Raw genomic sequence first — 20,762 nt, 5'->3', positions numbered from 1 at the left:
AGTCTCGCACACCGGACGGGTGACCCTGGACAGTCAGGCAAGCCAACCCTAATCTACAGTCTGTAGAAGCAAGGTAAGGCATACCTAAACAGGAAGAGACCCATGGAGCCTTTGCTCGCCACCTACCTCATCGGGCTACGCGAAGGCCTCGAGGCCACCCTGGTGGTCAGCATTCTCATCGCGTTCCTGGTGAAGGCCGACCGCCGGGACCGGCTCCCCCAGGTCTGGGCCGGCGTCGCTGTCGCCGTCGCGCTCTCCGTCGGCTTCGGCGCTCTGCTCAGCTACACCTCCACAACCCTGCTGCGCGAGTACGAGCAACGCGAACTCTTCGAGGCCATCACCTCGATCCTCGCCGTCGTCTTCGTCACCTGGATGATCTTCTGGATGCGCCGGGCCGCCCGGTCGATCGCCGGTGACCTGCGCGGCAAGCTCGCCGACGCCCTCGCGCTCGGCTCGATCGCGGTGGCGGTGATGGCGTTCCTCGCGGTCGTCCGCGAAGGACTCGAAACCTCGCTGATCTTCTACTCCGCGGTGCAGGGGGCGAACCTCAACGGCGGGCCGCTGTGGGCCCTGCTCGGCGGGATCGCGACCGCGATCCTGATCGGCTTCCTGATGTACGCGACCGCCGTACGCATCAATCTCACGGTCTTCTTCACCGTCACCGGAGTCCTGCTCATCCTGGTCGCCGCCGGCATCCTCAAGTACGGCGTGCACGACCTGCAGGAGGCCGGCGTCCTGCCCGGGCTCACCACCCTGGCGTACGACATCAGCGCCGTCCTCGACCCGTCCGCCTGGTACACCGCGCTGCTGACCGGCATGTTCAACGTCACCCCCACCGCCAGCGTCCTCGAGGTCGTCGCCTGGGTGGCGTACGCCGTACCCGTCCTCTTTCTCTTCCTGCGCCCCACCGGGCGCAAGCAGGCCCCCGAACCGCAGCCATTGGAGAAGCCCCGTGCGTAATTCCTCCCGCGTGCTCGCCCTCGCGACCGCCGTCTCGATCGCCGCGTGCAGTTCGCCGGACGCCACGAACGAGGCCGCCGGAGGCCCGATCCCGGTCAAGGCCACCGACACCACCTGCGAGGTCGCCAAGACCGAGGTCGGCGCGGGCACCAGCGTCTTCGCCATTACCAACGGCGGCAACAAGGTCACCGAGTTCTATGTGTACGCGCCGGGCGACCGCGTGATGGCCGAGGTGGAGAACATCGCCCCGGGCCTGTCCCGCAACCTGCACGTCGAGTTGCCGGCCGGCAGCTACGAGACCGCCTGCAAACCGGGCATGATCGGCAAGGGCATCCGGGGCCCGCTGACCGTCTCCGGTTCGGCCGCCCCGCTGACCGACGACGCCGCGCTGCTGGCCGCCACCGCCAGCTACTCGCGCTACGTGAAATCGCAGACCACCGCGCTGGAGGAGAAGACCGCCGAATTCGTGGCCGCGGTGAAGGCCGGTGACATCCCGAAGGCCAAGCAGCTCTTCCCGATCTCCCGGACCTACTGGGAGCGGATCGAACCGGTCGCGGAGATCTTCGGCGACCTGGACCCGCGGATCGACGGGCGCGAGGAGGTCACCGAGGAGGGCCTGAAGTTCGGCGGCTTCCACCGCATCGAGAAGGACCTCTGGGTCGACGGTGACGTGTCGAAGTCCGGTCCGATCGCCGACCAGCTGATGACCGACGTCAAGGAGGTCGTGCAGAAGGCGAACGCCGAGAAGCTCTCCCCGCTGCAGCTCGCCAACGGCGCGAAGGCCCTGCTCGACGAGGTCGCCAGCGGCAAGATCACCGGCGAGGAGGACCGCTACTCGCACACCGACCTGTGGGACTTCAACGCCAACATCGACGGCTCCAAGGCCGCCATCGCCGCGTTGCGCCCGGTCCTGGAGGAACGCTCCCCCGAGCTGGTCACCAAGCTGGACGCCGAGTTCGCCAACGTGGACACCACGCTCGGCAAGCACCGCGCCGGTGACGGCTGGAAGCTGCACACCGACCTCACCCAGGCCGACCTCAAGGAACTGTCGGACGCGATCAACGCGCTCGCCGAGCCGATCAGCCAGGTCGCGGCCGTCGTCGCGAAGAAGGCCTGATCATGGTTTCGCGTCGTCATGTCCTCGCCCTGGCCGGCACCGCTACCCTGGCTGCCTGTGACGCGCCCGAGCCGGACCCGGTCAGCGACGCCGTCGCGTTCACCGGCGAACACCAGGCCGGCATCGTCACCCCAGCCCAGGACCGGCTGCACTTCGTCGCCTTCGACGTGATCACCAAGGACCGCGACCGCCTCGTCCAGCTCCTCAAAGACTGGACGGCGGCCGCCGCCCGGATGACCCAGGGCCGCGACGCCGGCGAGATCGGCGCGGTCGCCGGCATTCCCGAGGCGCCGCCCGACGACACCGGCGAGGCGATCGGCCTGCCGCCGTCCGCCCTCACCCTCACCGTCGGCTTCGGGCCCGGCCTGCTCCGCCGGTTCGGCCTCGCCGCCAAGCAGCCCGCGGCCCTCGCGCCGCTGCCCAAGTTCACCGGCGACACCCTCGACCCGGCCCTGTCCGACGGCGACATCGGCATCCAGGCCTGCGCCAACGACCCGCAGGTGGCGGTCCACGCGATCCGCAACCTGGCCCGCATCGGCATGGGCGTGGTCAGCGTACGGTGGTCCCAGCTCGGCTTCGGCCGCACCGCGTCTACCTCGACGGGCCAGGCCACCCCGCGCAACCTGTTCGGGTTCAAGGACGGCACCCGCAACCTCAAGGCCGAGCAGACCGATCTGCTGCGCGAGCACCTCTGGGTGCAGCCGGGTGACGGGCCGGACTGGATGACCGGCGGGTCGTACCTGGTCACCCGCAAGGTCCGCATGCTCGTCGAGACCTGGGACCGCTCGCCGCTGGCCGAACAGGAGATGATCATCGGCCGGGCCAAGGGCAGCGGCGCCCCGCTCGGCATGGAGGACGAGTTCGACGACGTCGACTTCACCTCGGTCGGCGCCGACGGTCAGCCGCTGCTGGCCGAGGTGGCCCACGTGCGGCTCGCCCACCCGGACACCAACAACGGGGCACGGATGCTGCGCCGCGGCTACAACTTCGTCGACGGGTCCGACGGGCTCGGCCGGCTCAATGCCGGACTGTTCTTCATCGCCTACCAGCGCGATCCGCGTACCGCGTTCATCCCGGTCCAGCGCAGCCTGGCCGCCCGCGACGAGATGAACGAGTACGTCCGGCACGTGTCCAGCGCGCTGTTCGCCTGCCCGCCGGGGGTATCCGGCGCCGGCGACTACTGGGGTCGCGCCCTGTTCAGCTGACCGGCGCCTCGAACATCTCGGCCAGTTCCTCGTCGACCATCAGCCGGGTGCCGGCCAGGGCAACGGTCAGGCCGGCACGGAGCCCGTCGCAGGTGGCGCAGTCGCGGCGGGCACAGTCGGCGTCGTGCGCGACCGCGGCCCGGACCAGCGCCGACTGGACCGCGGACGTGGTGTAGCCGGCCCGGTAGGCCAGCGGCATGCCACTGAGCCGGTGACGCAGGTCGCGGACACTCTGCTCGTCGACGCCGAGGCGCTCAGCCGCGTTCGCGATTTGTCCGAGTGCGTCATGCATGCGTACGTTCCTGTCCCCGATTTGCCTGAGACCAGGAAAAGTATCCGGACAGTTGATCATGGGCAATGCTCCGGACGTGCACGGCGGGACGCCACCCGTCCGGCTGCGATAGGTTGACGGTCCCGCATCGGACAGGAGCGCAGAGCGATGACAATTCGCCCGCCTGGCAATCCCGTCGTCGAAGTACGTGAACTCGAAGTCCCCGTCTACCGCGGCAATCACAAGGTTATGTGCGCCCTGCGCTGGAAGCGGCACGCCGACTTCTGCACCTTCGACATCGAACTCGACGGGCCGGACGAACCGGTCCACCGCAGCGGGCGCGACCTGTTCGACGCGCTGCAGCAGGTCCGCCTCGAGCTGGAACGCCAAGGCCTGGTGATCGCCGTCCAGGGCGCGCGCACCGACGCCTACCCGACCGGCATGATCCGCAACATGGTCGCCGCGAGCCGCGTCTACATCATGGAGATCGGCCGCGATGTGGAGCGCAAGCATCTCGTCAACACGTTCGCCGAGGCCGAGCTGCACACGATCGGCACGGTCGAGCAGCAGGACGCCCACTACCGCGAGTGGCTCGAACACCGCAACAGCGCCGGGCAGGCTTGAGCCTCACGCCTTCTTGCGGCGCCGCGCGCCACCGCGTTCTCGCAGCTGAACCCCGGATTCGGTCAAGATCCGATGAACGAATCCGTACGAACCGCGCGGGCTCGCCAGCGTGGTCCGCGTCTTGGTCCGCAACGCCTGCCCACCACCGCGGTCCTCGTCGCTGTCGAGAAACGCGCGGCACACCGCCAGTTCGCGTTCGACGATGGTCACCGACGGGTGGCCGGCACCGAACAGCTCCCGCGACCTGTCGGCTGCGGCCTCCAGCAGATCTGCGGCCTCTCGGGCTTGTGACTCGGAGTCCGTGATGCGCGCCAGGTCGGACGCCGCCGAGGCGAGATTGGTCGCGACCGTGACCGCCGTCGGATGAGCCGGTCCGAGCAGCCGTCCGACCTGGACATTCGCCTCGCTCAGCGCCTCGAACGCCTCTTGCGCGGCTGCCACGGAACGCACCATCCTGGCGTATTCGAGGCGGGCCGTGGCGATGTTCGCGGTCAGCGTCACCGCCCTGCGGTCCTGCTCGCCGAACGCCGTACAGATGAAGTGATGGCATTCCCGGAGCGTCGCGATGGCTGCGGCAGCCGTGTCGGGCCGGCCCGACTCGCAGGCGACCTCGAAGTCGGATACCGCGGCTCTCGTCCGCAGCACGATCGCCGCCCGGTGCTCCAGCCCGAACGTGGCCGTCAGCACCTGCGTCATGAGTGTCGCCGTGTCCGCGGCCCCGACCATGTCGCGCTGGGTGCCCCTGGCTTTCGCGAGGTCGAACTCCGCGAGCGCCAGATGGGCGAGCAGGCGGACTTCGTCGAGGCCGGCGAGGTCGGGATCGTTCAGGGCGCCGCCGACGATCGAGCGCAGCTGCCCGACGGCGTCCGCGAGGGAGGCCGGGGAGGCGCCGGCCCGCTCGAGCTGGATCTCCAGGATGGCCAGGAGGACGTCGCTGCGCGGGTCGTCGGTGCCGATGCCGTCGTTGCGAATCCGGTGGATCAGTTCCCGGGCGCCCTCGAAGTCCCCGGCGTTGAGGCGGACCGCGACCAGATTGACCAGGCCGAGGGGCGTGCCGGCCGCGACGTCCCGCAAAATCTCGTCGGCCTCGGTCAGCCGCCCGCGGCCGGCAGCCAGCACCGCACGCCAGTTGCCGGCCAGTGCGGCGTCGGCGCCGTCGCTCAGCTCGGCAACCGTCCGGGCCACCCGGTCAGCCTCCTCCGGCATCCCGAGGCGATCCAGCAGCGCGGCGGTGTAGAGGTGCGCGCGGCCGAGCACCTCGCCCTCCGGCACCGGCACGCTGATTCCGAGCACTGCGGCCAGGTGGCTGACGTCGAACGTCCGGAAACGCTGCAGGGCACCCCGGATGGTCGCGGCGAACAGCACATTGGCCGCCCGGTTCGGTGATTCCCGATCGAAGTACTGCTCGACCAGCAATCCGATGAGCTCGGCATGCTGCTCGAACTGCTTCTCCACCGGGCTGCCCGAATATCCGCCGTAGTCGCCGAGGTGCTGCCGGCATTTCAGCTGCAGCGCGTCAACGGTCTCGCCGCGCTCGCACTCATAAGGGACCGACGCCGCGACCACCGTCCCGTCCAGATGCGGTCAGCACGAAGCGCCGGTTGATCAGAACGCCGGCGCCGAACACCTTCTCGCCGTGCCTGAAGGTGACCACACAGCTCGACACCGCCATGGTCATCCACCTTGGACGACCGTGGTCATCTTGTCCATCGGCGCTGTCGCGTCGGCAGGGTCGGCGGCCACGGCGCTGTGTTACTCCGCGTGGTCGGCGCGCGGGGCCGCCCGGATGAAGTACACGCTGGTCGGAGCGCGGCGCAAATCCGGACTCTGACGGGAAACAGCGTCACCCTCCCGGGACATCGACCGTTCACCTCAGTGCCGAACGGCCCTGTACCGCCGGGCGTCCGGGGCCGCACCATGAGGTGACGGCCCGGCGGAGCAACCACTGGGGAGGACGACATGACGTCGCTGTTCATCTGCCTGATCCTGCTTGTGCTGGCGGTGCTGATCGTGGCCGGGCCGGTCTTGGAGAGCCTGCTGGACCGCATCCTGCCCGGATCGGGGCGAGGGCCTCGGCCGCAGCCCCGGCGGTAGCGCTCTCCGACACGACGAGCAACCAATGGTTGCGCTAATCGGTCGGCGCGACTAACCTCATCCGCAACCAAAGGTTGCGGGAGGGTCTGATGGAGTTCGGAACCATCGAGCGCGAGATCTACATCGAAGCGCCGCCGGAGATCGTCTTTCCGGTGGTGAGCGAGCCGGAGCACCTCAAGCACTGGTGGCCGGACGACGCCGACTACGACCCCACGCCCGGGTCGAGCGGGCAGATCGTGTTCGGCGACTGCAACGCCGGCGGCAAGGTCGTGGCCTTCACCGTCGTCGACGCCGAGCCGCCGCGGCGGTTCTCGTTCCGGTGGACGCATCCGCAGGGCGACGTTCCCGCCGAGGGCAACTCGCTGCTGGTCACGTTCGAGCTGGTGCCGTCGGGCGACGGGACGCTGCTGCGGATGACCGAGTCCGGGTTCCGCGAGATGGGCTGGGAGGTGGCCGTCCTCGAGGAGCAGTACCGGGATCACGTCTCCGGCTGGACCTACTTCCTGGGGCGGCTGGCGCCGTACGTGGCGACGCTGCGGGTGCGGCCGTGAGCACCGCCGTCGACGACGCGCTGTGGTCCGCGATCGGCGACCCGACGCGGCGCCGGATGCTCGACCTGCTGCTCACCGAGGGCGGCGGCACCGCCACCCGGCTCGGTCAGCAGCTGGCGGTGACCCGTCAGGGCGCCGCCAAACACCTCGTCGTGCTGGAACGCGCCGGTCTGGTCCGGGGCACCGCGGCGGGACGCGAGAAGCAGTACCGGGTGGACGACGCCCAGCTCGCCCGCGCCGCCGCCCAGCTGGCGTCGGTCGGCGAGGCGTGGGACGCCCGCCTGCAGCGGATCAAGCGGATCGCCGAGGCGATCCAACAGAAGGGACAGGACTGATGGCGGACATTCTGCACCGCGTCGGGATGCGGACCCCGGCGCCGGAGAAGGTGTACGAGGCACTCACCACGGTCGACGGCCTGGCCGGCTGGTGGACCGACGACACGAAGGGCAACGCGGACGTCGGTGGCGTCCTGCAGTTCCGGTTCCCGCCGGTCGGCGGCTTCGACATGGAGGTTCTGGAGGCCAAACCCGGCGAGAAGGTCAGCTGGCGGGTGGTCGACGGCCCGGAGGAGTGGATCGGCACGACGATCGACTGGCAGCTGCGCCAGGACGGCGACTGGACGATCGTACTGTTCCAGCACCGGGGCTGGGCCGAGCCGGTCGAGTTCATGCATCACTGCAGCACGAAGTGGGCGTCCTACCTGCTGAGTCTCAAGTCGCTGGTGGAGACCGGCGACGGCGCGCCGGCCCCACGGGACGTACAGATCAGCGACTGGCACTGACGTAACGGAACACGTTGTCCTGGCGGTAGCTGCCGTCCGGCTGTCGATGACCTGCGAGGACCTCGGCGAAGACCTCCCGGACGGCGCTCTCGCCGGCGACATCGATCGCCCGGCGCAGCGGGCCGATCGACGACTGGCCGCGCCACCCGGTCTCCAGGTCGGGGTAGGTGAACGGGCACGGCACTTCGCCGAAGCCGGTCACGGTCAGCCCGGCCGTGACCAGCAACTGCTCCACCACGCCGGCAGCCGACAGCGCCAGCGGGTCGCCGGCGGCCGAAACCAGCGCGCGGATGCGCTGGAACAGGGCCTCGGTCTCGCAGCGTTCAGGCCCGGCCCAGACGCCGATCACGACGAGGCCGCCCGGACCGGTCACCCGGGCCAGTTCGGCGACCGCGGCGGCCGGGTCGGCGGCGTACTGCACCGCGTTGAACGCGGTCACCACGGCGAAGACGCCGTCGCCGAACGGCAGGTCCTGCAGGTCGCCGACGTGCAGGTCGGCGGCCGGCAGGCGCTCGCGGGCCACCGCGAGCATCGGCTCGGACGCGTCCAGGCCGGTGACCTCGGCGCCGTACCCGGCCGCCAGCGCCAGCGCTCCCCCGGCGCCGCATCCCACGTCCAGCAGCCGCCGGCCGGCGAGTGGTTCCGCCGCGGCGAGCGCGGCCTCGTACAGCGGCCGGGTGAACGGCTCGCACACCTCGGCGAAGTCCCACGGCGCGGCGTCCCACAGCGTGCCCATCATCGATCTCCCTTCCGGGCGTAGACGGCCCGTTCGAAGTCGGCGTAGACGCGCAGCGCGTCGGGCGAGAGGAAGGGCAGCGTCTGCATGTAGAGGGCGCCGGTGATCCCGGCGGCGGGATCGATCCAGAAGAAGGTGTTGAACGCTCCGGCCCAGCCGCCGCTGCCGGCGCTGCGCATGCCGGGCTGTCCGATGGTGTTCAGGAGCAGGCCCCAGCCCCACTTCATGCCGGAGCCGGGCCGGAAGTCGCAGCTCCACGCCGGGTCGGCGGTCCGGATGGTGGCCGGGAACCACAGGTCGCCGATCTGGTTGCGGAACGCCTCCCGCACTGTCGCCGGGTCCAGGATCGGGGTGCCGCCGCCGAGCAGCATCCGCTGGAATCGCAGGTAGTCGCGGGGTGTGGAGTACAGGCCGTGGCCGCCGGCGAACCGGCCCGGCTGCTGATCCCAGTCGAAGTCGGTGGCGGACCAGGTCCCGTCGTCGTTCTTGACGTGGACCGGCACGCACCGGGCCCGCTGCTCCTCGTCGAGGACGAAGGTGGTGGAGTCCATGCCGAGCGGGGTCAGGATGTGTTCGGCCAGGTGCTTGTCGAGGGACTGGCCGCTGACCGCCTCGATCACCCGGCCGAGCCAGTCGGTGCTGATGCCGTACTCGAAGGTGGTGCCGGGGTCGGCGACCATCGGGGCGGTGAACAGGTCGTCGTCCCAGCCGGCGAGAGCGGCGTTCCAGAATCCGTAGGACAGGCCGGAGGTGTGGGTGACGAGCTGATGCACGGTGGCGCGGCTGTTCGGCGTACGCAAATGGTTGTTCTCAAGGACCTGGACCGAGGCGAAGTCGCCGCAGTAGGCCTCGACCGGCGCACTGAAGTCCAGGTCGCCGCTGTCGCGCAGCTGGAGCGCGGCCACCGTACAGATCATCTTGGTCATCGATGCGATGCGGAAGACGCTGTCCACGGTGACCGGACCGGCGGCGCCCTCGTAGATGACGCCGCCGCGGTCGGCGGCCATGCCGGCGATGTGCGGCGCCGCGCCGCTGGAGACCACCCGCTGCAACATCTCGTTCATGACGGGCTCCGCGGCGCCCAGAACTCCAGGGCGGTGTTGTCGGGATCGCGGAAGGCGAGGCCGTGGCCGAGTTCGTCGTCGGCGATGCCGCCGTGCGCGATGCCGAGTTCGTCGAGCCGGGCGCGCAGGCGTTCGAGCTCGGCGCGGTCGGCGCAGGTGAAGCCGAGGTGGTCGAGGCCGGGGCGCCGCTCATCGAAACGGTCCGCGGGCTCGGTGTGCTTGTGGGCGTGCAGGGCGAGGACAGTGCCGCCGGGAAGCACGAACAGGGTGTGGTGGAAGCCGTCGTGATGACCGGGCAGAGCGGCGACGTCCTCGTCGAGGGTGGGGCCGGCGCCCAGCAGCCGCTGGTACCAGGCGCGGCTGGCGGACAGATCAGTAACGGTCAGGGCGATGTGATGAACGGTCGCGGGAAACATGTCCCGAGCGTGGCCTTCCGCCGGCCGCACGCGCGTCGGGAGGACTACCCGAACCCGGCGTGCGGAACTACCCGGACAGTCGCGCGAAATACCCAGCCAACTGCGTGCGCCGGCGACAGCCGGTCTTGCTGAGCAGGCCGGCCACGTGCTTCTCGACGGTACGCGGCGACAGGTGCAGCCGAGCCGCGAGCTCCTGGTTGGTCAGGCCCTCCGCGACCAGCGCGAGCACGTCGGACTCCCGGCGGGTGACGCCCAGCGCCCGCAGCTGAGCGGGCACGACCGGGTCGGCCGGCCCGGGCCGTGGCACCGGTGCCCCGGCGCGGCGGAGCAGGGCACGGCACGCCGCGGCGATCTGCTGGTTGGCGCGGGCGGCGAAGTAGGCGGCCGCCTCCCGCAGCCAGGGCACCGGTGTGCCCCAGCCGTCGGTGAGGGCGGCCTCGGCGGTCAGCATCCGGGCGTACTGCTGATACCAGGCGACCAGCGGCCCCATCTCCGCGTCGGCCCGGTGGAACAGCGCACCGGCGGGTGCGGTACGCCCGTGCAGCACCGCCTCGGCATAGCCGAGCAGGCTGGCCACGATGCGATGGCGGATCGCGGACGAGGCGCGCAGCCGGGCCGCTTCCCGGCAGGCGGTGTCGTCGTCGCCGGCCACCGCCAGCAGCAGCACGCGCAGGCCGAGGAAAGGTGGGGCGACGGTGGCCGGTGACTGCTGCAGGTAGTGCGCGCCGGTCGCCATCTCGGCCAGCGCCCGGGTGCGGTCGCCGGCGAGCAGGGACGCGGTGGCTCGGCAGTGTCCCCAGGCGCTGCCCTGCACGTCCAGGTCGTCGGGTGCCAGGGTCAGCGCCTCGGCGAGGCAGTCCGCCATCTGCTCGGATCGGCCGGTCTGGGCGTACGCGGTGGCCTCCAGAACGAGCGCCATCGGCAGGGTGGCCAGGCGTAGCCGGCGCGACGCGACCACACTGTCGCGGGCAGCAGCTTCGCCCTCCCGAGGCCGGAACTGTTTGAGCAGTCCGGCGGCGATCTGCAGGTCCAGGGTGGCGACCAGGGCGAGCGCCCCCACGTCGATGGCGAGGTCGCGGGCCTGCCGCAGGCGGTCCACGCTCTCGGTGCGCAACTGGTCGACGGTGCCGAGCTCGTGCAGGGCACGCAGCCGCCAGAGCTCCAGGCCGTGGGCGGTGGCCACGGCGAGGCCCGTCGTGAACGCCTTCTCTGCGGCGTCGAGGTCACGTTGCCGGGCGACCCGGCCGGCGACCTCCAGAGCCTCGCAGGCCACCGCGGGCAGACCGGCGTGCTCGGCCTCGTCAAGGGCGGTAGCGGCCAGTCGCGCCGCCTGCTCCAGGCGTCCCTCCCCCAGCGCGACCTGCGCATCCAGGACGTCGGCGAGGCCGGGCCGCGGCCGGCCGGCGTCGATGTGCCCGGCCGCCGTCCGCCACCGGCCGGCCGTCAGCGCGGCGCGCGCCAGCCGCAGATGCAGCTCGGCGCCGCCGGCCGGCAGCCGCTCGGCCAGGTCCAGCCGGCCCAGCAGCCGGCCACCGAGGTCGACGGCCCGGTCCACCTGGCCGGAGAGCGCCAGCACGTCGATCAGCGCATCATCAACGGGTACGGCGATCCGCAGCTCGTCGGACGCCAGTTCCCGGGCCCGGCGCAACGTCGTCTCCGCGGTGGCCAGGGCGCCTGCTTCGGTCGCCCGGCGGCCCACGGTGAGCAGCAGTTCCGCGGCCCGCCCGCGGTCACCGGCGAGTTCCGCCAGGTCGGCGGCCAGCGCGGGATCCAGCTGTTCGACAACGGTCAGCGCCCGCGCGGCTATTCTTGCCCGCTCCGGCGCGGCCAGCCCGGCGAGGACCGCGTCCCTGGTCAGCGCATGCCGGAACTGGAAGCCGTCCGGGCGCGCGGTGAGCAGCTGCGCGCTCACCGCCTGCCGCAGCGCGGCAGACACCAGACGCTGATCCTCATCGGTCACGGCCGGCAGCAGCTTCCAGTCGAAGCGCCGGCCGAGCACGGCAGCGGCATGCAGCACCGCACGGGTACGCCCATCGACCGTATCCATCCGCCGGGCCACTGCGTCGGCGAAGGTCGGCGGCACCCGGCCGCCGAGCGGGCCGGTCATTGACCAGTGGCCGTCCTGCTCCACCAGCGCGCCGGCGCCGACCAGTCCGGCGAGCAGCTCCTCGATGAGAAACGGCAGGCCGTCGGCGGAGTCGGTGAGGAACGCCTCGACCGGCGCCGGCAGCGTCGTCGCTCCGAGGCAGGCTCGTGCCAGCCGCAGGGTTGCGTCGCCGTCCAGGCGTGTCACTTCGACCAGCCGGGCCGCCCGGCGGTCGACCAGTGTGCGCACCAGGGCGCGGCCCGGACTGTCCTCATCGGCGCGCAGCGTGCCGACCACGAGAATGCCCTCGCCGGCCACGTTGTCGGCCAGATACTCCAGGACGGTCAGGGATTCCTGGTCGGCCCAGTGCAGATCCTCCAGGCACAGAACACAGCCTCGCGCGTCGCGCGGGCCTCCCGCGCCTCCCGCGCCGCGCGCGCCTCGCGCGCCTCCCGCGCCTCGCGCTCCAAGCCCGTGGAGCAGCCGCACCAAGCCCTCGCCGAGAACCAGCGGCGATTCGGCGACCGGCTCCGGTGTGCGCCACTGCGGAACGAGCCGGCCGAGTGCGGCCTGGAACGGCCGCACCTCGGGCAGATCCGGCTCTCCGCTTCCCCGCAGCCCACCCAGGACGGCCTCGGCGAGCGGCCGGAACGCGACCGGCACCCCACCGGCGACGGCCCGGCCGGTCAGGACGGTCCGGCCGTGCTCGCCCGCCCGACGCGACAGCTCACGCAGCAGCCGGGATTTGCCCACCCCGGCTTCCCCGGCCAGGAACACCACGCCGCCGTGCCCGCCGGCCACCCGGTCGAGGCCGTCGAGCAGGACCTGGATCTCCTGCTCCCGGCCGACCAGCACGGGGCAGAGCACCTGGCGCATGCGGCCATTATCCGCCGGCGTTACTTGCTGAGCGTGCCCAGCTTCACCTGCAGTGTGTGCACCACGCCGGCACGGTTGACCACGACGCTCACGGTGTTGCCCGGGTGCATGGCGCGCATGACGACGTTGAGATCGCCGGCGCCGGTCACCGGCCGCTCTCCGAACCGGACGATCACGTCGCCGGCCTGGGCGCCCGCGGCGGCCAGGGGTCCGCCCTGCTCCAGCTGGCGGATCAGTGCCCCGGAGCTGACCTTCATGCCGAGCGCCTGCGCGACCGGCGCGGTGAGCGAGTTGGCCGAGACCCCGAGGTACGGGTGCGCCACCGACCCCTTCGCCAGCAGCTGTTCGGTCACGTCGACCACGGTGCTCGCCGGGATGGCGAAGCCCAAGGACACCGCACCGGCCGTCGGCGGGATGTAGGCCTCGTTGATCCCGACCAGCCGGCCCCACCGGTCGATCAGCGCGCCACCGGAGTTGCCGGGTGAGATCGCCGCGTCGGTCTGGATGAGTTCCACCATCGGGCGGCCTCCGGCGGTGGTGGCCGGAATCTGCCGTCCGAGGCCGGAGATGATGCCCAGCGTCACGGTGTTCTCGAAGCCGAGCGGGCTGCCGATCGCCATCGCGGTCTCGCCTTCGCGGGGCAGGTCCGGGCGTACCGTGACAGCCGGCAACCCGGTCCGCTGCACCTTGACCACGGCCAGGTCGGTGATCTTGTCGATGCCGGTGACCTGGCCGGCGGTGCGGGTTCCGTCGGCGAACGACACGGTGACGCTCTTGGCGCCGCCGACCACGTGCTCGTTGGTGACGATCACCCCGTCGGCGCGGTAGACGACACCGCTGCCCTGCCCGCCGGTAGCGGTGTGGATGGTGACCACGGACGGTTCGAGCCGGGCCACCACGTCCACCACCGGAGTGGTCCTGGCCGGCGCCGGCGCTGGTGCGGGTCTGTCCGCGGTGAGCACACCGGACAGCAGAACCGCCCCGATCGCTCCGGCCACCGGCCAACCCGTGCCACGCATGCGTTTCCCCCTTAAATAGGCTCAAAAGGGACGCTATCGCGATGATCGCGAGCCGGTGGATCAAGTGGGGATTACTCCCCCGGCAGGCGGACGCCGTCCGAGACTTCCTCGTAGACGTACGCCCACCAGGCCTCGCCGGTCCGGAAGGCACATCCCCTCGATCTCATCCGGAACACCGGAACCGGTGAGCAACTGCAAGGCGTCCGCCGGAAGGTCGGTCATCGGGTCCACCCGCTCAGGACGAAGGGGTCGCCGGCGCGGAAGGCCTGCACGCAGACCGCCGATGACGGGTACGTGTTCGGCGGCAGCGCGTCCGCCGGGAACCAGGCGATCGCGGCGCACTTGTGCGGCTCGGCGTTGACCGGTTCGCCGTGCCGGGTCGGCTCGTGCTCGACCGTGAACGCCAGCCCGAGCCGGCCGATGCCGGAGTTGTTGAGCCGGTGCACCGTGGTCGCCATACGCAATTCCGCGGGCTCCAGCCGTACCCCGATCTCCTCCCGAGCCTCGCGGACCAGGCCGGTCAGGGCGTCCTCGCCGCGTTCCAGCTTTCCGGACGGCAGATTCCACTGCCCGTCGGCGTACCCGGTGTCGGCTCGCAACGCCAACAGGACCTGATCGCCGCGGGTGAGCAGGAGCAGCACGTCCACCGGGTGCACCGGTTGATCAGTCACGCCCGCCGAGAATACGGCAGGGCGGCGGTCGCCTACGCTGACGGCATGGTGGGCCCCCGCGCGACCCGTCCGTCCATGCCGGATCCGAATCAGTCGTACGCCGTTCTGATCGGCACCGCGGAATACGACGCCAAGGCCCTGAACAAGCTGCCGGCCGTCGAGCAGAACCTCGTCGATCTGCGTGCGATCCTCACCGACACCGTCTACTGGGGTCTGCCGGACGAACGCTGCCGTGTCCTGCTGAACCCGGCCCAGCCCAGCGAGGTCGACAGCGCCCTGCGGGACGCCGCCATGGAGGTCGGCCACGACGGGCAACTGCTGGTGTACTTCGCCGGTCACGGCATCCTGGACGACGACGGCACGCTCCAGCTCGCTCTGCGGACCACCGAGAGATCGCTGCTCAGTACCACCTCGTTCGCGTACTCCCTGCTGCGCAGGCGGGTCCGGGACAGCGCCGCCGCGCGCCGCGTCGTCATCCTCGACTGCTGCTACGCCGCGCGGGCGCTGGAGATCATGGCCGGCGGCGACGGGGTGGAACTGCGGATCGATCAGGCGGCGGTGTTCGCTGCCACGTCCCGTACCGGGGTGGCGTTCGCACCGGCGGACGAGGTGCACACCGCCTTCACCGGGGAGCTGATCCGGACGATCCGGGCGGGGCTGCCGGACGGGCCCGACCCGCTCGATCTGCGTACCCTCTGGCGTGTCGTGCGCGGCGCCCTGGCCGCGCGGAACCTGCCGTTGCCTGAGCTGCGCGAGCACAACTCCGGTGTGCTTCTGGTCCGCAACGCGGCGCACCGGGCCGGCTTCGGCCTGATCGGCCATCTGCTGGCCAGCACCGACGGCTCGATCGATCCGGAGCGGACCGCTTGGCTGTTGGTCCTGGAGCACCAGCCGGACGTCGGCGCGGTGGCCGTACGCGTCGACGCGCCCACCGATCGCCCGGTCCACCGGTTCCTCGCCGAGTGGGCGGAGATCGCGACCGAGCCGCGGGTGCTGTTCGACGGCGGCCCGCTGGCCCGGCAGGAGGCGATCGGGCTGGCAGTGGTCGCCGAGGACGGCACCGCTCCCCCGGATTTCCGGCCCGTCGCCGGCCGGGTCGGGGTGCTCGATCTGGTGGCGAATCCGCGGCATGCCCGGGCCAGTGGGGTGCAGCTGCGCCTGTTCGTCGGCTACTTCGGATGGGGACCGGGCCAGTTGGAGGCGGAGCTGGCGGACGGCCGGCTCATCGATCACGGTTATGTCACACCGCAAGCCTTGGGGATCGCGTTGAGTCAGGAGGACAGGTGACCCGGTTCGCCGGCAGGATCGAACTGCTCGATCGTCTGAGCCGCGAACTGCGCGAGCCTGCCGGACCCCTCGTGCTGATCATCGGCCCGGACCTGCGGGCCGCGCCGCCGCCCTGGTCGGCCCGGGTGCTTCAGGCCGCCGAGGAGCACGTGCGCCGGCTGCGCAACGACGAACTCCAGGCCGAGATCGCCTGGGCTCAGCGCATCGCCGACCTGCCGGCCCGGTACGCGGCGTACCGCACCGCCTTCCACGACTGGCTCGGCCCGGAGGAGTTCGGCCTGGTCGTGCAGCGGACCGTGCTGGAGTCGTACCGACCGGACAGCGCCGAGCCGTCGGCTGACGCCCGCCCGGGCCGGCTGGTCAATGCGGAGATGGGACGGATCGTCGAGCTCGACGCCGCCTCCTGGCAGGTGGATCCGGGTCTGCAGGCCCTTGCCCGGCTCACCGCCGCCTTCCCGGACCGACTCGGCGCCGGCCTGCTGACCACCCGCCTGGATCCGGCCATCGAGGTGGCGCTCGGTCAGGTCGGACTGGCCGCCGAGCCGGTCGCCCCGGAGAGTCCGGGCGCCGGATCCGGCGCCATTCCGGTGGTACATCTGCTCGGGTACTGGCGCCCGCTGTCGAATGAGCAGCCATGGCCGCAGGTGGCGGATCGCCGAGGTGATCGCCTGCCGGAGCCGGTCGCCGGCCGGCTGCGCGAGACGCTCGCCGGCGCGACCATCTGCGTGATCGGCGTCCACGACGCCGATCCGGTCCTCGTGCAGGCGCTGCGGGCCGCCGTGTCGGACGGCGCCCGGGTCGGGTGGGCCGTGCCCGAGGAACACGGCTACCGGGAGCCGCGGATCGAGGCCGGCGACGCGGTCACGGTTCACCACGGCGTGGAAAGCGGCCGGCTGCTCGAGGACCTGGCTGCCCGGCTGCTGCCGGAGAACCGGAAGACGCCACCACTCCTGGAGACTCCCCGGCCGCGCTTCCACGAGCAGCCCAGCCTGCACCGCCTGCTCCGGGCGATACCGCTGCGCACGCCCGCGGAGAGCGCCGCCGATCTGCTCAGCCAACTGGACAAACGCTTTCGGTGGCGGCTCGAGTTGCCCGCCTCGCCGCCACCGTCCCTGCTGTTCTGGCCGGTCCGGCTGCGCGACCCGTCAGTGATCCACATGGTGCAGGCCCTCGCCGCGGCCGCCCTGTCGGCGCACGGCGTCCATGTGGTGCTGGTGCTGGACGACTTCGGCCCGTACCCCGAGTGGTTGCGGCCGGCCTTCGCGGAGCGGGTGCGGGTCTGGTTCAGCATGATCCCGCAGGCGCAGCCACCGGAGATCATTCCGCTGCGGGCGTGGATCGAGGAGGAGGAACGCCTGCAACGTCCGCACCGGGAGCGGCCCACCCGGCCCTGGCCGGTGCTGCAGGAGTACTACGGCCAGTGGAAGCCGAGCGTCTACGACGCGCTCCGGGCCGCGAAGATCCTGCCGATCGAGGAGCTGGAGAGCCGGCCGGAGGAGGCCGCCCAGATCCTGGAGCTGTTACGTGCCCATGGCGCGCACCGGCTGTTGACCGCGCCGGCGATCTGGTCGCTCTACCACACCAAGCTGCTCTACCGGCCGAGCAGCGAGGTGATGACGCTGGCCGGGATCGACGAGCTCTTCTTCTGGCAGCACCGGCAGAAGGTGAGCGGCGAACGGACCCGGCACCTCTACCACCCCGGCATCGAGAACCTGACGCTCAACTCCGGGCTGACCCGCTGGGAGCACCACCGGGACCTGCAGAGCATGATCGAACGGGCGGTCACCCGGGAGCACTGGCGCCGCCCGGACCGGTACCTGCCCTGGATGGTGGAGCACGCGTTTCTGCTGCCCGCCTATCTGCGCGGCGGCGGAGGTGCGGAACTCGCGGGCCGCAGCTTCAGCGTCTGGCAGGACGTCGTGGCGGCGCTGGCGGAGGATCCCGGGCTGGCGGATCCGCTGGCCCGGCGGATCTCCGCCTGGTTCCTCGGCGAACCGGAATGACGGGTGGCCCCAACGGGTCGCGGACTGTATCCATCTCACCACCACGCGTATAGCATCCATGAACATCGAATCGATGGATGTCAGTGGGGGGCCAGGGCATTGGACGGATTCAGCAGACCTCATCTTCGGCGCTCGGTGACCGTCTTCGCGGTCGGTGTCACCCTGGTGGGCCTGGTGGCCCCCCGAGCGAACGCGCAGGCACCGACCGACCCGGCGGAGCGCGCCTACGCGCAGATCGCCGCACTCCAGCAGTTCAAGAAATCGTTGTCCGCGACCGAACGCAAGCTCGACAGCCGTCTCGCCGTCGAGCTGCGCAAGCGCAGCAACAAGGCGGCCACGAACGCCCTGCCGAAACTGGCCACCGGCGTGCAGGTCACCGCCAGGGGTACGACCGAGGTGGAGGTGCACGCCGACCGCGTCGACGCCGGCCTGCTCTCCCGGCTGCGCCAGGCCGGCGCGGGGATCCGGTTCCCGTCGGCGAAGACCGGCACCGTCCTCGTCGAGGCCCCGGTGACGGCCCTGCCCACGATCGCCGCCTGGCCGGACGTCACCGGTGTCAACGCCCGGCGCGGCCTGATCAGCGGCCGGCAGGTGAATCCCAAGGACAAGCCGGCCGCCGAGTCGAAGGAGGCCAGGGCGGTCCGGATCGAGACCGCGGTGCGAGCGGCGCAAGCTTCGCCGCGGGTCGCGGCGAGCAGTCAGGGATCGGTGGTTTCCGAGGGCGACCGTACGCACGCCGCCGACACCGCCCGCACCCGGCACAAGGTGACCGGCACCGGCGTCAAGGTGTGCGCCCTGTCCGACGGGGTCGACTCGCTCGCCGAGTCGCAGGCCACCGGCGACCTGCCCGCCGACGTCGACGTGCTGACCGGCCAGGACGGCTCGGGCGACGAGGGCACCGCGATGCTGGAGATCCTCCACGACCTGGTCCCGAACGCGAAGCTCGGTTTCGCGACCGCCTTCACCAGCGAGGAGAGTTTCGCGGAGAACATCCGCGCGCTGCGCTTCACGGCGGGCTGCGACATCATCGTCGACGACGTCGTGTACTACCACGAGAGCCCGTTCCAGGACGGGCTGCCGGCGCAGGCGGTCAACGCGGTCACCGCGGACGGCGCGTTCTACTTCAGCTCGGCCGGCAACGAGGGAAACACCCTGGACGGCACCTCCGGCAACTGGGAGGGCGACTTCGCCGACTCGGGCCTCGGGGTCGGCAAGTTCGCCGGCACCGCGCACGACTTCGACCCGGGCGCGGGCGTACAGATCTTCAACCCGCTCTCGCCGAACAGCGCCGACCGGGTGGTCACGCTCTGGTGGGCCGACCCGCTGCTCGGCTCGGCGAACGACTACGACCTGTACCTGCTCGACCGGCTCGGCAACGTGACGGACTTCTCGCAGGACGTGCAGAACGGCGACGACGACCCGTTCGAGATCCTCGGCACCAACCTCGGCGCCGGTCAGCGGCTCGCCGTGGTGAAGTTCGCCGGCGCCGGCCGGTACCTGCAGCTCACCGCGTTCCGCGGCCGGTTCGTCGACTCGGCCGACGGGCTCAAGGGCTTCTCCACCCCCGGGGTGACCCGCGGGCACAGCGCCGCCGAGAACGCCTTCTCGGTCGCCGCCACCCCGGCGAAGGACCCGCTCGACTTCGACCTGGAGGACGGCGACCCGCCGAACCCGGCCGGGCCGTATCCGAACGTGCACACCCGGCAGTCCAAGCCGGAACGGTTCACCTCGGACGGACCGCGCCGGATCTTCTTCAATGCGGACGGCACCCCGATCACCCCGGGCGACTTCAGCTCGACCGGCGGAACCGTACGCGCCAAGCCGCAGATCACCGCGGCGGACGGCGTGACCACCTCGGTCTCCGGTTTCGCGCCGTTCTTCGGCACCTCGGCGTCGGCGCCGCACGCCGCCGCGATCGCCGCCCTGGCCCTGTCCGGCAACCCGGGGATGACCAACACCGAGATCCGGGCCGCGCTCACCGGCACCGCGCTCGACCTGGCGCCGGCCGGACCCGACAACCGCACCGGGTACGGCGTGATCCGCGCCGATCTGGTGCTGCGCAACACCGGCGCCACGCCGCAGCCGCTGGTGCGGGCCGGCACACCGACGGTCACCCCGGCCACCGGCGACGGCGACGCGTACCTGGAGCCCGGCGAGCAGGCGACGGTCGCGCTGCCCGTGACCAACAGCGGCGACGGTACGGCCACCGGCGTCAACGTCGTGGTCGACACGGACGACCCGCGGGCGACGGTGACACCGCGCGCCGCCGGTTACGGCAACATCGCGGCGGGGGCGACGAAGTCGCGCAACTACACCCTGCGGCTGGCCGCCGACTACCCGCTCGGCCGGCCGGTCACCCTGCAGGTCCGGACCACGTTCGCCGGTGTCCTGTCGCCGACCACCAGCACCGCGGTCGTACCGACCGGACAGCCGTCGGCGACGGTCCAGGACTTCGCCTACACCGGGCCGGTGGTCCCGATCCCGGACAACGACCCGACCGGCGCCGCGGTGACCGTGGACGTCGGCGCGGTCGGTTACGCCTCGTCGCTGACCTTCTCGGTCGACGGCACGGAGTGCAACGACACCGCGGCCTCACCGACGGTGGGTATCGACCACACCTTCGTCGGCGACCTGGTCGGCACGCTGACCGCACCGGACGGCCGGACCGCCACCCTGTTCTCCCGCAGCGGCGGCAACGGCAACAACCTGTGCCAGGTGGTCTTCGACGACGCCGCGGCAGCGCCGTTCACCTCGGTGCAGTCCAGCCAGGCCCCGTACACCGGCACCTGGCGGCCGAACGAACCGTTGACGTCCCTGCGGTTGTCCCCGGTGAACGGGACGTGGACGTTCCGGGTCACCGACCGGGCGAACGCCGACCGCGGGTCGATCCGGGCGGTCTCGCTGCACCTGACCGGCTTCGAGCCGGCCTGACCGGGACTGTCCGGGCGTGCCGCGGCACGCCCGGACAGTCCCGTGGTCGGCCGATCGAACGATGCTGTTC

General features: G+C 71.4%; 19 protein-coding genes and 1 pseudogene. 11 read left to right on the top strand and 9 right to left on the bottom strand.

The genetic code is table 11. The features are described from left to right. Window positions 1–111 precede the first annotated feature (111 nt). The 3 genes from efeU to efeB are packed head-to-tail and all read left to right on the top strand — an operon-like array spanning window position 112 to window position 3,282. The gene (gene efeU, locus OHA21_RS10480; protein ID WP_328478365.1) at window positions 112–960 is read left to right on the top strand and encodes an iron uptake transporter permease EfeU; all 849 of its coding nucleotides are present in this window, start codon (window positions 112–114) and stop codon (window positions 958–960) included. Further along, entirely contained in the window at window positions 953–2,077 is a 1,125-nt protein-coding gene (gene efeO / locus OHA21_RS10475) for an iron uptake system protein EfeO (protein ID WP_328472660.1), read from the top strand. Before efeU ends, efeO begins: the two co-directional genes overlap by 8 nt. Window positions 2,078–2,079: 2 nt before the next feature. Next, on the top strand, window positions 2,080–3,282 hold the full coding sequence (efeB, locus tag OHA21_RS10470; RefSeq protein ID WP_328472658.1) for an iron uptake transporter deferrochelatase/peroxidase subunit: 1,203 nt from the start codon (window positions 2,080–2,082) through the stop codon (window positions 3,280–3,282). Here efeB and OHA21_RS10465 read toward each other — a convergent pair. Continuing rightward, entirely contained in the window at window positions 3,275–3,574 is a 300-nt protein-coding gene (locus OHA21_RS10465) for a hypothetical protein (RefSeq protein WP_328472656.1), read from the bottom strand. The genes efeB and OHA21_RS10465 overlap by 8 nt on opposite strands. Window positions 3,575–3,721: 147 nt before the next feature. Here OHA21_RS10465 and OHA21_RS10460 point away from each other — a divergent pair, with 147 nt between their 5' ends. Continuing rightward, window positions 3,722–4,177 (top strand): hypothetical protein, encoded by a 456-nt coding sequence (locus OHA21_RS10460; protein ID WP_328472654.1) that lies wholly within the window; start codon window positions 3,722–3,724, stop codon window positions 4,175–4,177. 3 nt (window positions 4,178–4,180) lie between these two features. On the opposite strand, the pseudogene OHA21_RS10455 reads toward OHA21_RS10460, so the two are convergent. Then, window positions 4,181–4,282 (bottom strand): annotated as a pseudogene (locus OHA21_RS10455) (helix-turn-helix domain-containing protein); the annotation flags it as partial. A 1,435-nt stretch (window positions 4,283–5,717) separates the two neighbouring features. Then, window positions 5,718–5,849, bottom strand: a complete 132-nt coding sequence (locus tag OHA21_RS10450; RefSeq protein WP_328472652.1) for a hypothetical protein — start codon at window positions 5,847–5,849, stop codon at window positions 5,718–5,720. 287 nt (window positions 5,850–6,136) lie between these two features. On the opposite strand from OHA21_RS10450, the gene OHA21_RS10445 reads away from it, so the two are divergent. The 4 genes from OHA21_RS10445 (at window position 6,137) to OHA21_RS10430 (ending at window position 7,603) form a co-directional block, all read left to right on the top strand. Beyond that, window positions 6,137–6,271, top strand: coding sequence for a hypothetical protein (locus OHA21_RS10445; protein ID WP_328472650.1), 135 nt, complete (start codon window positions 6,137–6,139; stop codon window positions 6,269–6,271). Between the two features lie 89 nt (window positions 6,272–6,360). After that, window positions 6,361–6,822, top strand: coding sequence for an SRPBCC family protein (locus OHA21_RS10440; RefSeq protein ID WP_328472648.1), 462 nt, complete (start codon window positions 6,361–6,363; stop codon window positions 6,820–6,822). Further along, on the top strand, window positions 6,819–7,157 hold the full coding sequence (locus OHA21_RS10435) for an ArsR/SmtB family transcription factor (RefSeq protein WP_328472646.1): 339 nt from the start codon (window positions 6,819–6,821) through the stop codon (window positions 7,155–7,157). Before OHA21_RS10440 ends, OHA21_RS10435 begins: the two co-directional genes overlap by 4 nt. Continuing rightward, a complete protein-coding gene (locus OHA21_RS10430) occupies window positions 7,157–7,603 on the top strand; it encodes an SRPBCC family protein (RefSeq protein ID WP_328472644.1) in 447 nt (148 codons plus the stop codon). The genes OHA21_RS10435 and OHA21_RS10430 overlap by 1 nt, the downstream gene beginning before the upstream one ends. Here OHA21_RS10430 and OHA21_RS10425 read toward each other — a convergent pair. From OHA21_RS10425 to OHA21_RS10400, 6 genes are all read right to left on the bottom strand, one after another. Continuing rightward, the gene (locus tag OHA21_RS10425) at window positions 7,587–8,342 is read right to left on the bottom strand and encodes a class I SAM-dependent methyltransferase (protein ID WP_328472642.1); all 756 of its coding nucleotides are present in this window, start codon (window positions 8,340–8,342) and stop codon (window positions 7,587–7,589) included. The genes OHA21_RS10430 and OHA21_RS10425 overlap by 17 nt on opposite strands. Continuing rightward, window positions 8,339–9,403: a serine hydrolase domain-containing protein gene (locus OHA21_RS10420; RefSeq protein WP_328472640.1), complete on the bottom strand. Its 1,065-nt coding sequence runs from the start codon at window positions 9,401–9,403 to the stop codon at window positions 8,339–8,341. Before OHA21_RS10420 ends, OHA21_RS10425 begins: the two co-directional genes overlap by 4 nt. After that, window positions 9,400–9,819 (bottom strand): VOC family protein, encoded by a 420-nt coding sequence (locus OHA21_RS10415; RefSeq protein WP_328472638.1) that lies wholly within the window; start codon window positions 9,817–9,819, stop codon window positions 9,400–9,402. Before OHA21_RS10415 ends, OHA21_RS10420 begins: the two co-directional genes overlap by 4 nt. Before the next feature lie 67 nt (window positions 9,820–9,886). Next, window positions 9,887–12,781, bottom strand: coding sequence for a BREX system ATP-binding domain-containing protein (locus tag OHA21_RS10410; RefSeq protein ID WP_328472636.1), 2,895 nt, complete (start codon window positions 12,779–12,781; stop codon window positions 9,887–9,889). Between the two features lie 20 nt (window positions 12,782–12,801). Next, window positions 12,802–13,800 (bottom strand): S1C family serine protease, encoded by a 999-nt coding sequence (locus OHA21_RS10405; RefSeq protein WP_328472634.1) that lies wholly within the window; start codon window positions 13,798–13,800, stop codon window positions 12,802–12,804. 218 nt (window positions 13,801–14,018) lie between these two features. Then, complete coding sequence (locus OHA21_RS10400) at window positions 14,019–14,471, bottom strand: NUDIX hydrolase (RefSeq protein ID WP_328472632.1); 453 nt, start codon at window positions 14,469–14,471, stop codon at window positions 14,019–14,021. A 45-nt stretch (window positions 14,472–14,516) separates the two neighbouring features. Here OHA21_RS10400 and OHA21_RS10395 point away from each other — a divergent pair, with 45 nt between their 5' ends. The 3 genes from OHA21_RS10395 to OHA21_RS10385 all read left to right on the top strand — a co-directional run bounded on the left by OHA21_RS10395 (window position 14,517) and on the right by OHA21_RS10385 (window position 20,692). Then, window positions 14,517–15,758: a YqgE/AlgH family protein gene (locus OHA21_RS10395; RefSeq protein WP_328472630.1), complete on the top strand. Its 1,242-nt coding sequence runs from the start codon at window positions 14,517–14,519 to the stop codon at window positions 15,756–15,758. Next, a complete protein-coding gene (locus OHA21_RS10390) occupies window positions 15,755–17,761 on the top strand; it encodes a hypothetical protein (RefSeq protein ID WP_328472628.1) in 2,007 nt (668 codons plus the stop codon). Before OHA21_RS10395 ends, OHA21_RS10390 begins: the two co-directional genes overlap by 4 nt. A 135-nt stretch (window positions 17,762–17,896) precedes the next feature. Next, complete coding sequence (locus OHA21_RS10385) at window positions 17,897–20,692, top strand: S8 family serine peptidase (protein ID WP_328472626.1); 2,796 nt, start codon at window positions 17,897–17,899, stop codon at window positions 20,690–20,692. Window positions 20,693–20,762 lie beyond the last annotated feature (70 nt).

The organism is Actinoplanes sp. NBC_00393 (genome assembly GCF_036053395.1).
In the GTDB taxonomy this organism is placed as follows: Bacteria; Actinomycetota; Actinomycetes; order Mycobacteriales; family Micromonosporaceae; genus Actinoplanes.
Note: the sequence above shows the minus strand (reverse complement) of the source record. Positions and strands in the feature narration are given on the sequence as shown.

Excerpts from the sequence above, each read along its gene's own strand:
- efeB (WP_328472658.1), top strand. The coding sequence starts at position 2,080 with ATGGTTTCGCGTCGTCATGTCCTCGCCCTGGCCGGCACCGCTACCCTG.
- OHA21_RS10465 (WP_328472656.1), bottom strand. The coding sequence starts at position 3,574 with ATGCATGACGCACTCGGACAAATCGCGAACGCGGCTGAGCGCCTCGGC.
- OHA21_RS10460 (WP_328472654.1), top strand. The coding sequence starts at position 3,722 with ATGACAATTCGCCCGCCTGGCAATCCCGTCGTCGAAGTACGTGAACTC.
- OHA21_RS10450 (WP_328472652.1), bottom strand. The coding sequence starts at position 5,849 with ATGGCGGTGTCGAGCTGTGTGGTCACCTTCAGGCACGGCGAGAAGGTG.
- OHA21_RS10445 (WP_328472650.1), top strand. The coding sequence starts at position 6,137 with ATGACGTCGCTGTTCATCTGCCTGATCCTGCTTGTGCTGGCGGTGCTG.
- OHA21_RS10440 (WP_328472648.1), top strand. The coding sequence starts at position 6,361 with ATGGAGTTCGGAACCATCGAGCGCGAGATCTACATCGAAGCGCCGCCG.
- OHA21_RS10430 (WP_328472644.1), top strand. The coding sequence starts at position 7,157 with ATGGCGGACATTCTGCACCGCGTCGGGATGCGGACCCCGGCGCCGGAG.
- OHA21_RS10425 (WP_328472642.1), bottom strand. The coding sequence starts at position 8,342 with ATGATGGGCACGCTGTGGGACGCCGCGCCGTGGGACTTCGCCGAGGTG.
- OHA21_RS10420 (WP_328472640.1), bottom strand. The coding sequence starts at position 9,403 with ATGAACGAGATGTTGCAGCGGGTGGTCTCCAGCGGCGCGGCGCCGCAC.
- OHA21_RS10415 (WP_328472638.1), bottom strand. The coding sequence starts at position 9,819 with ATGTTTCCCGCGACCGTTCATCACATCGCCCTGACCGTTACTGATCTG.
- OHA21_RS10410 (WP_328472636.1), bottom strand. The coding sequence starts at position 12,781 with ATGCGCCAGGTGCTCTGCCCCGTGCTGGTCGGCCGGGAGCAGGAGATC.
- OHA21_RS10405 (WP_328472634.1), bottom strand. The coding sequence starts at position 13,800 with ATGCGTGGCACGGGTTGGCCGGTGGCCGGAGCGATCGGGGCGGTTCTG.
- OHA21_RS10395 (WP_328472630.1), top strand. The coding sequence starts at position 14,517 with ATGGTGGGCCCCCGCGCGACCCGTCCGTCCATGCCGGATCCGAATCAG.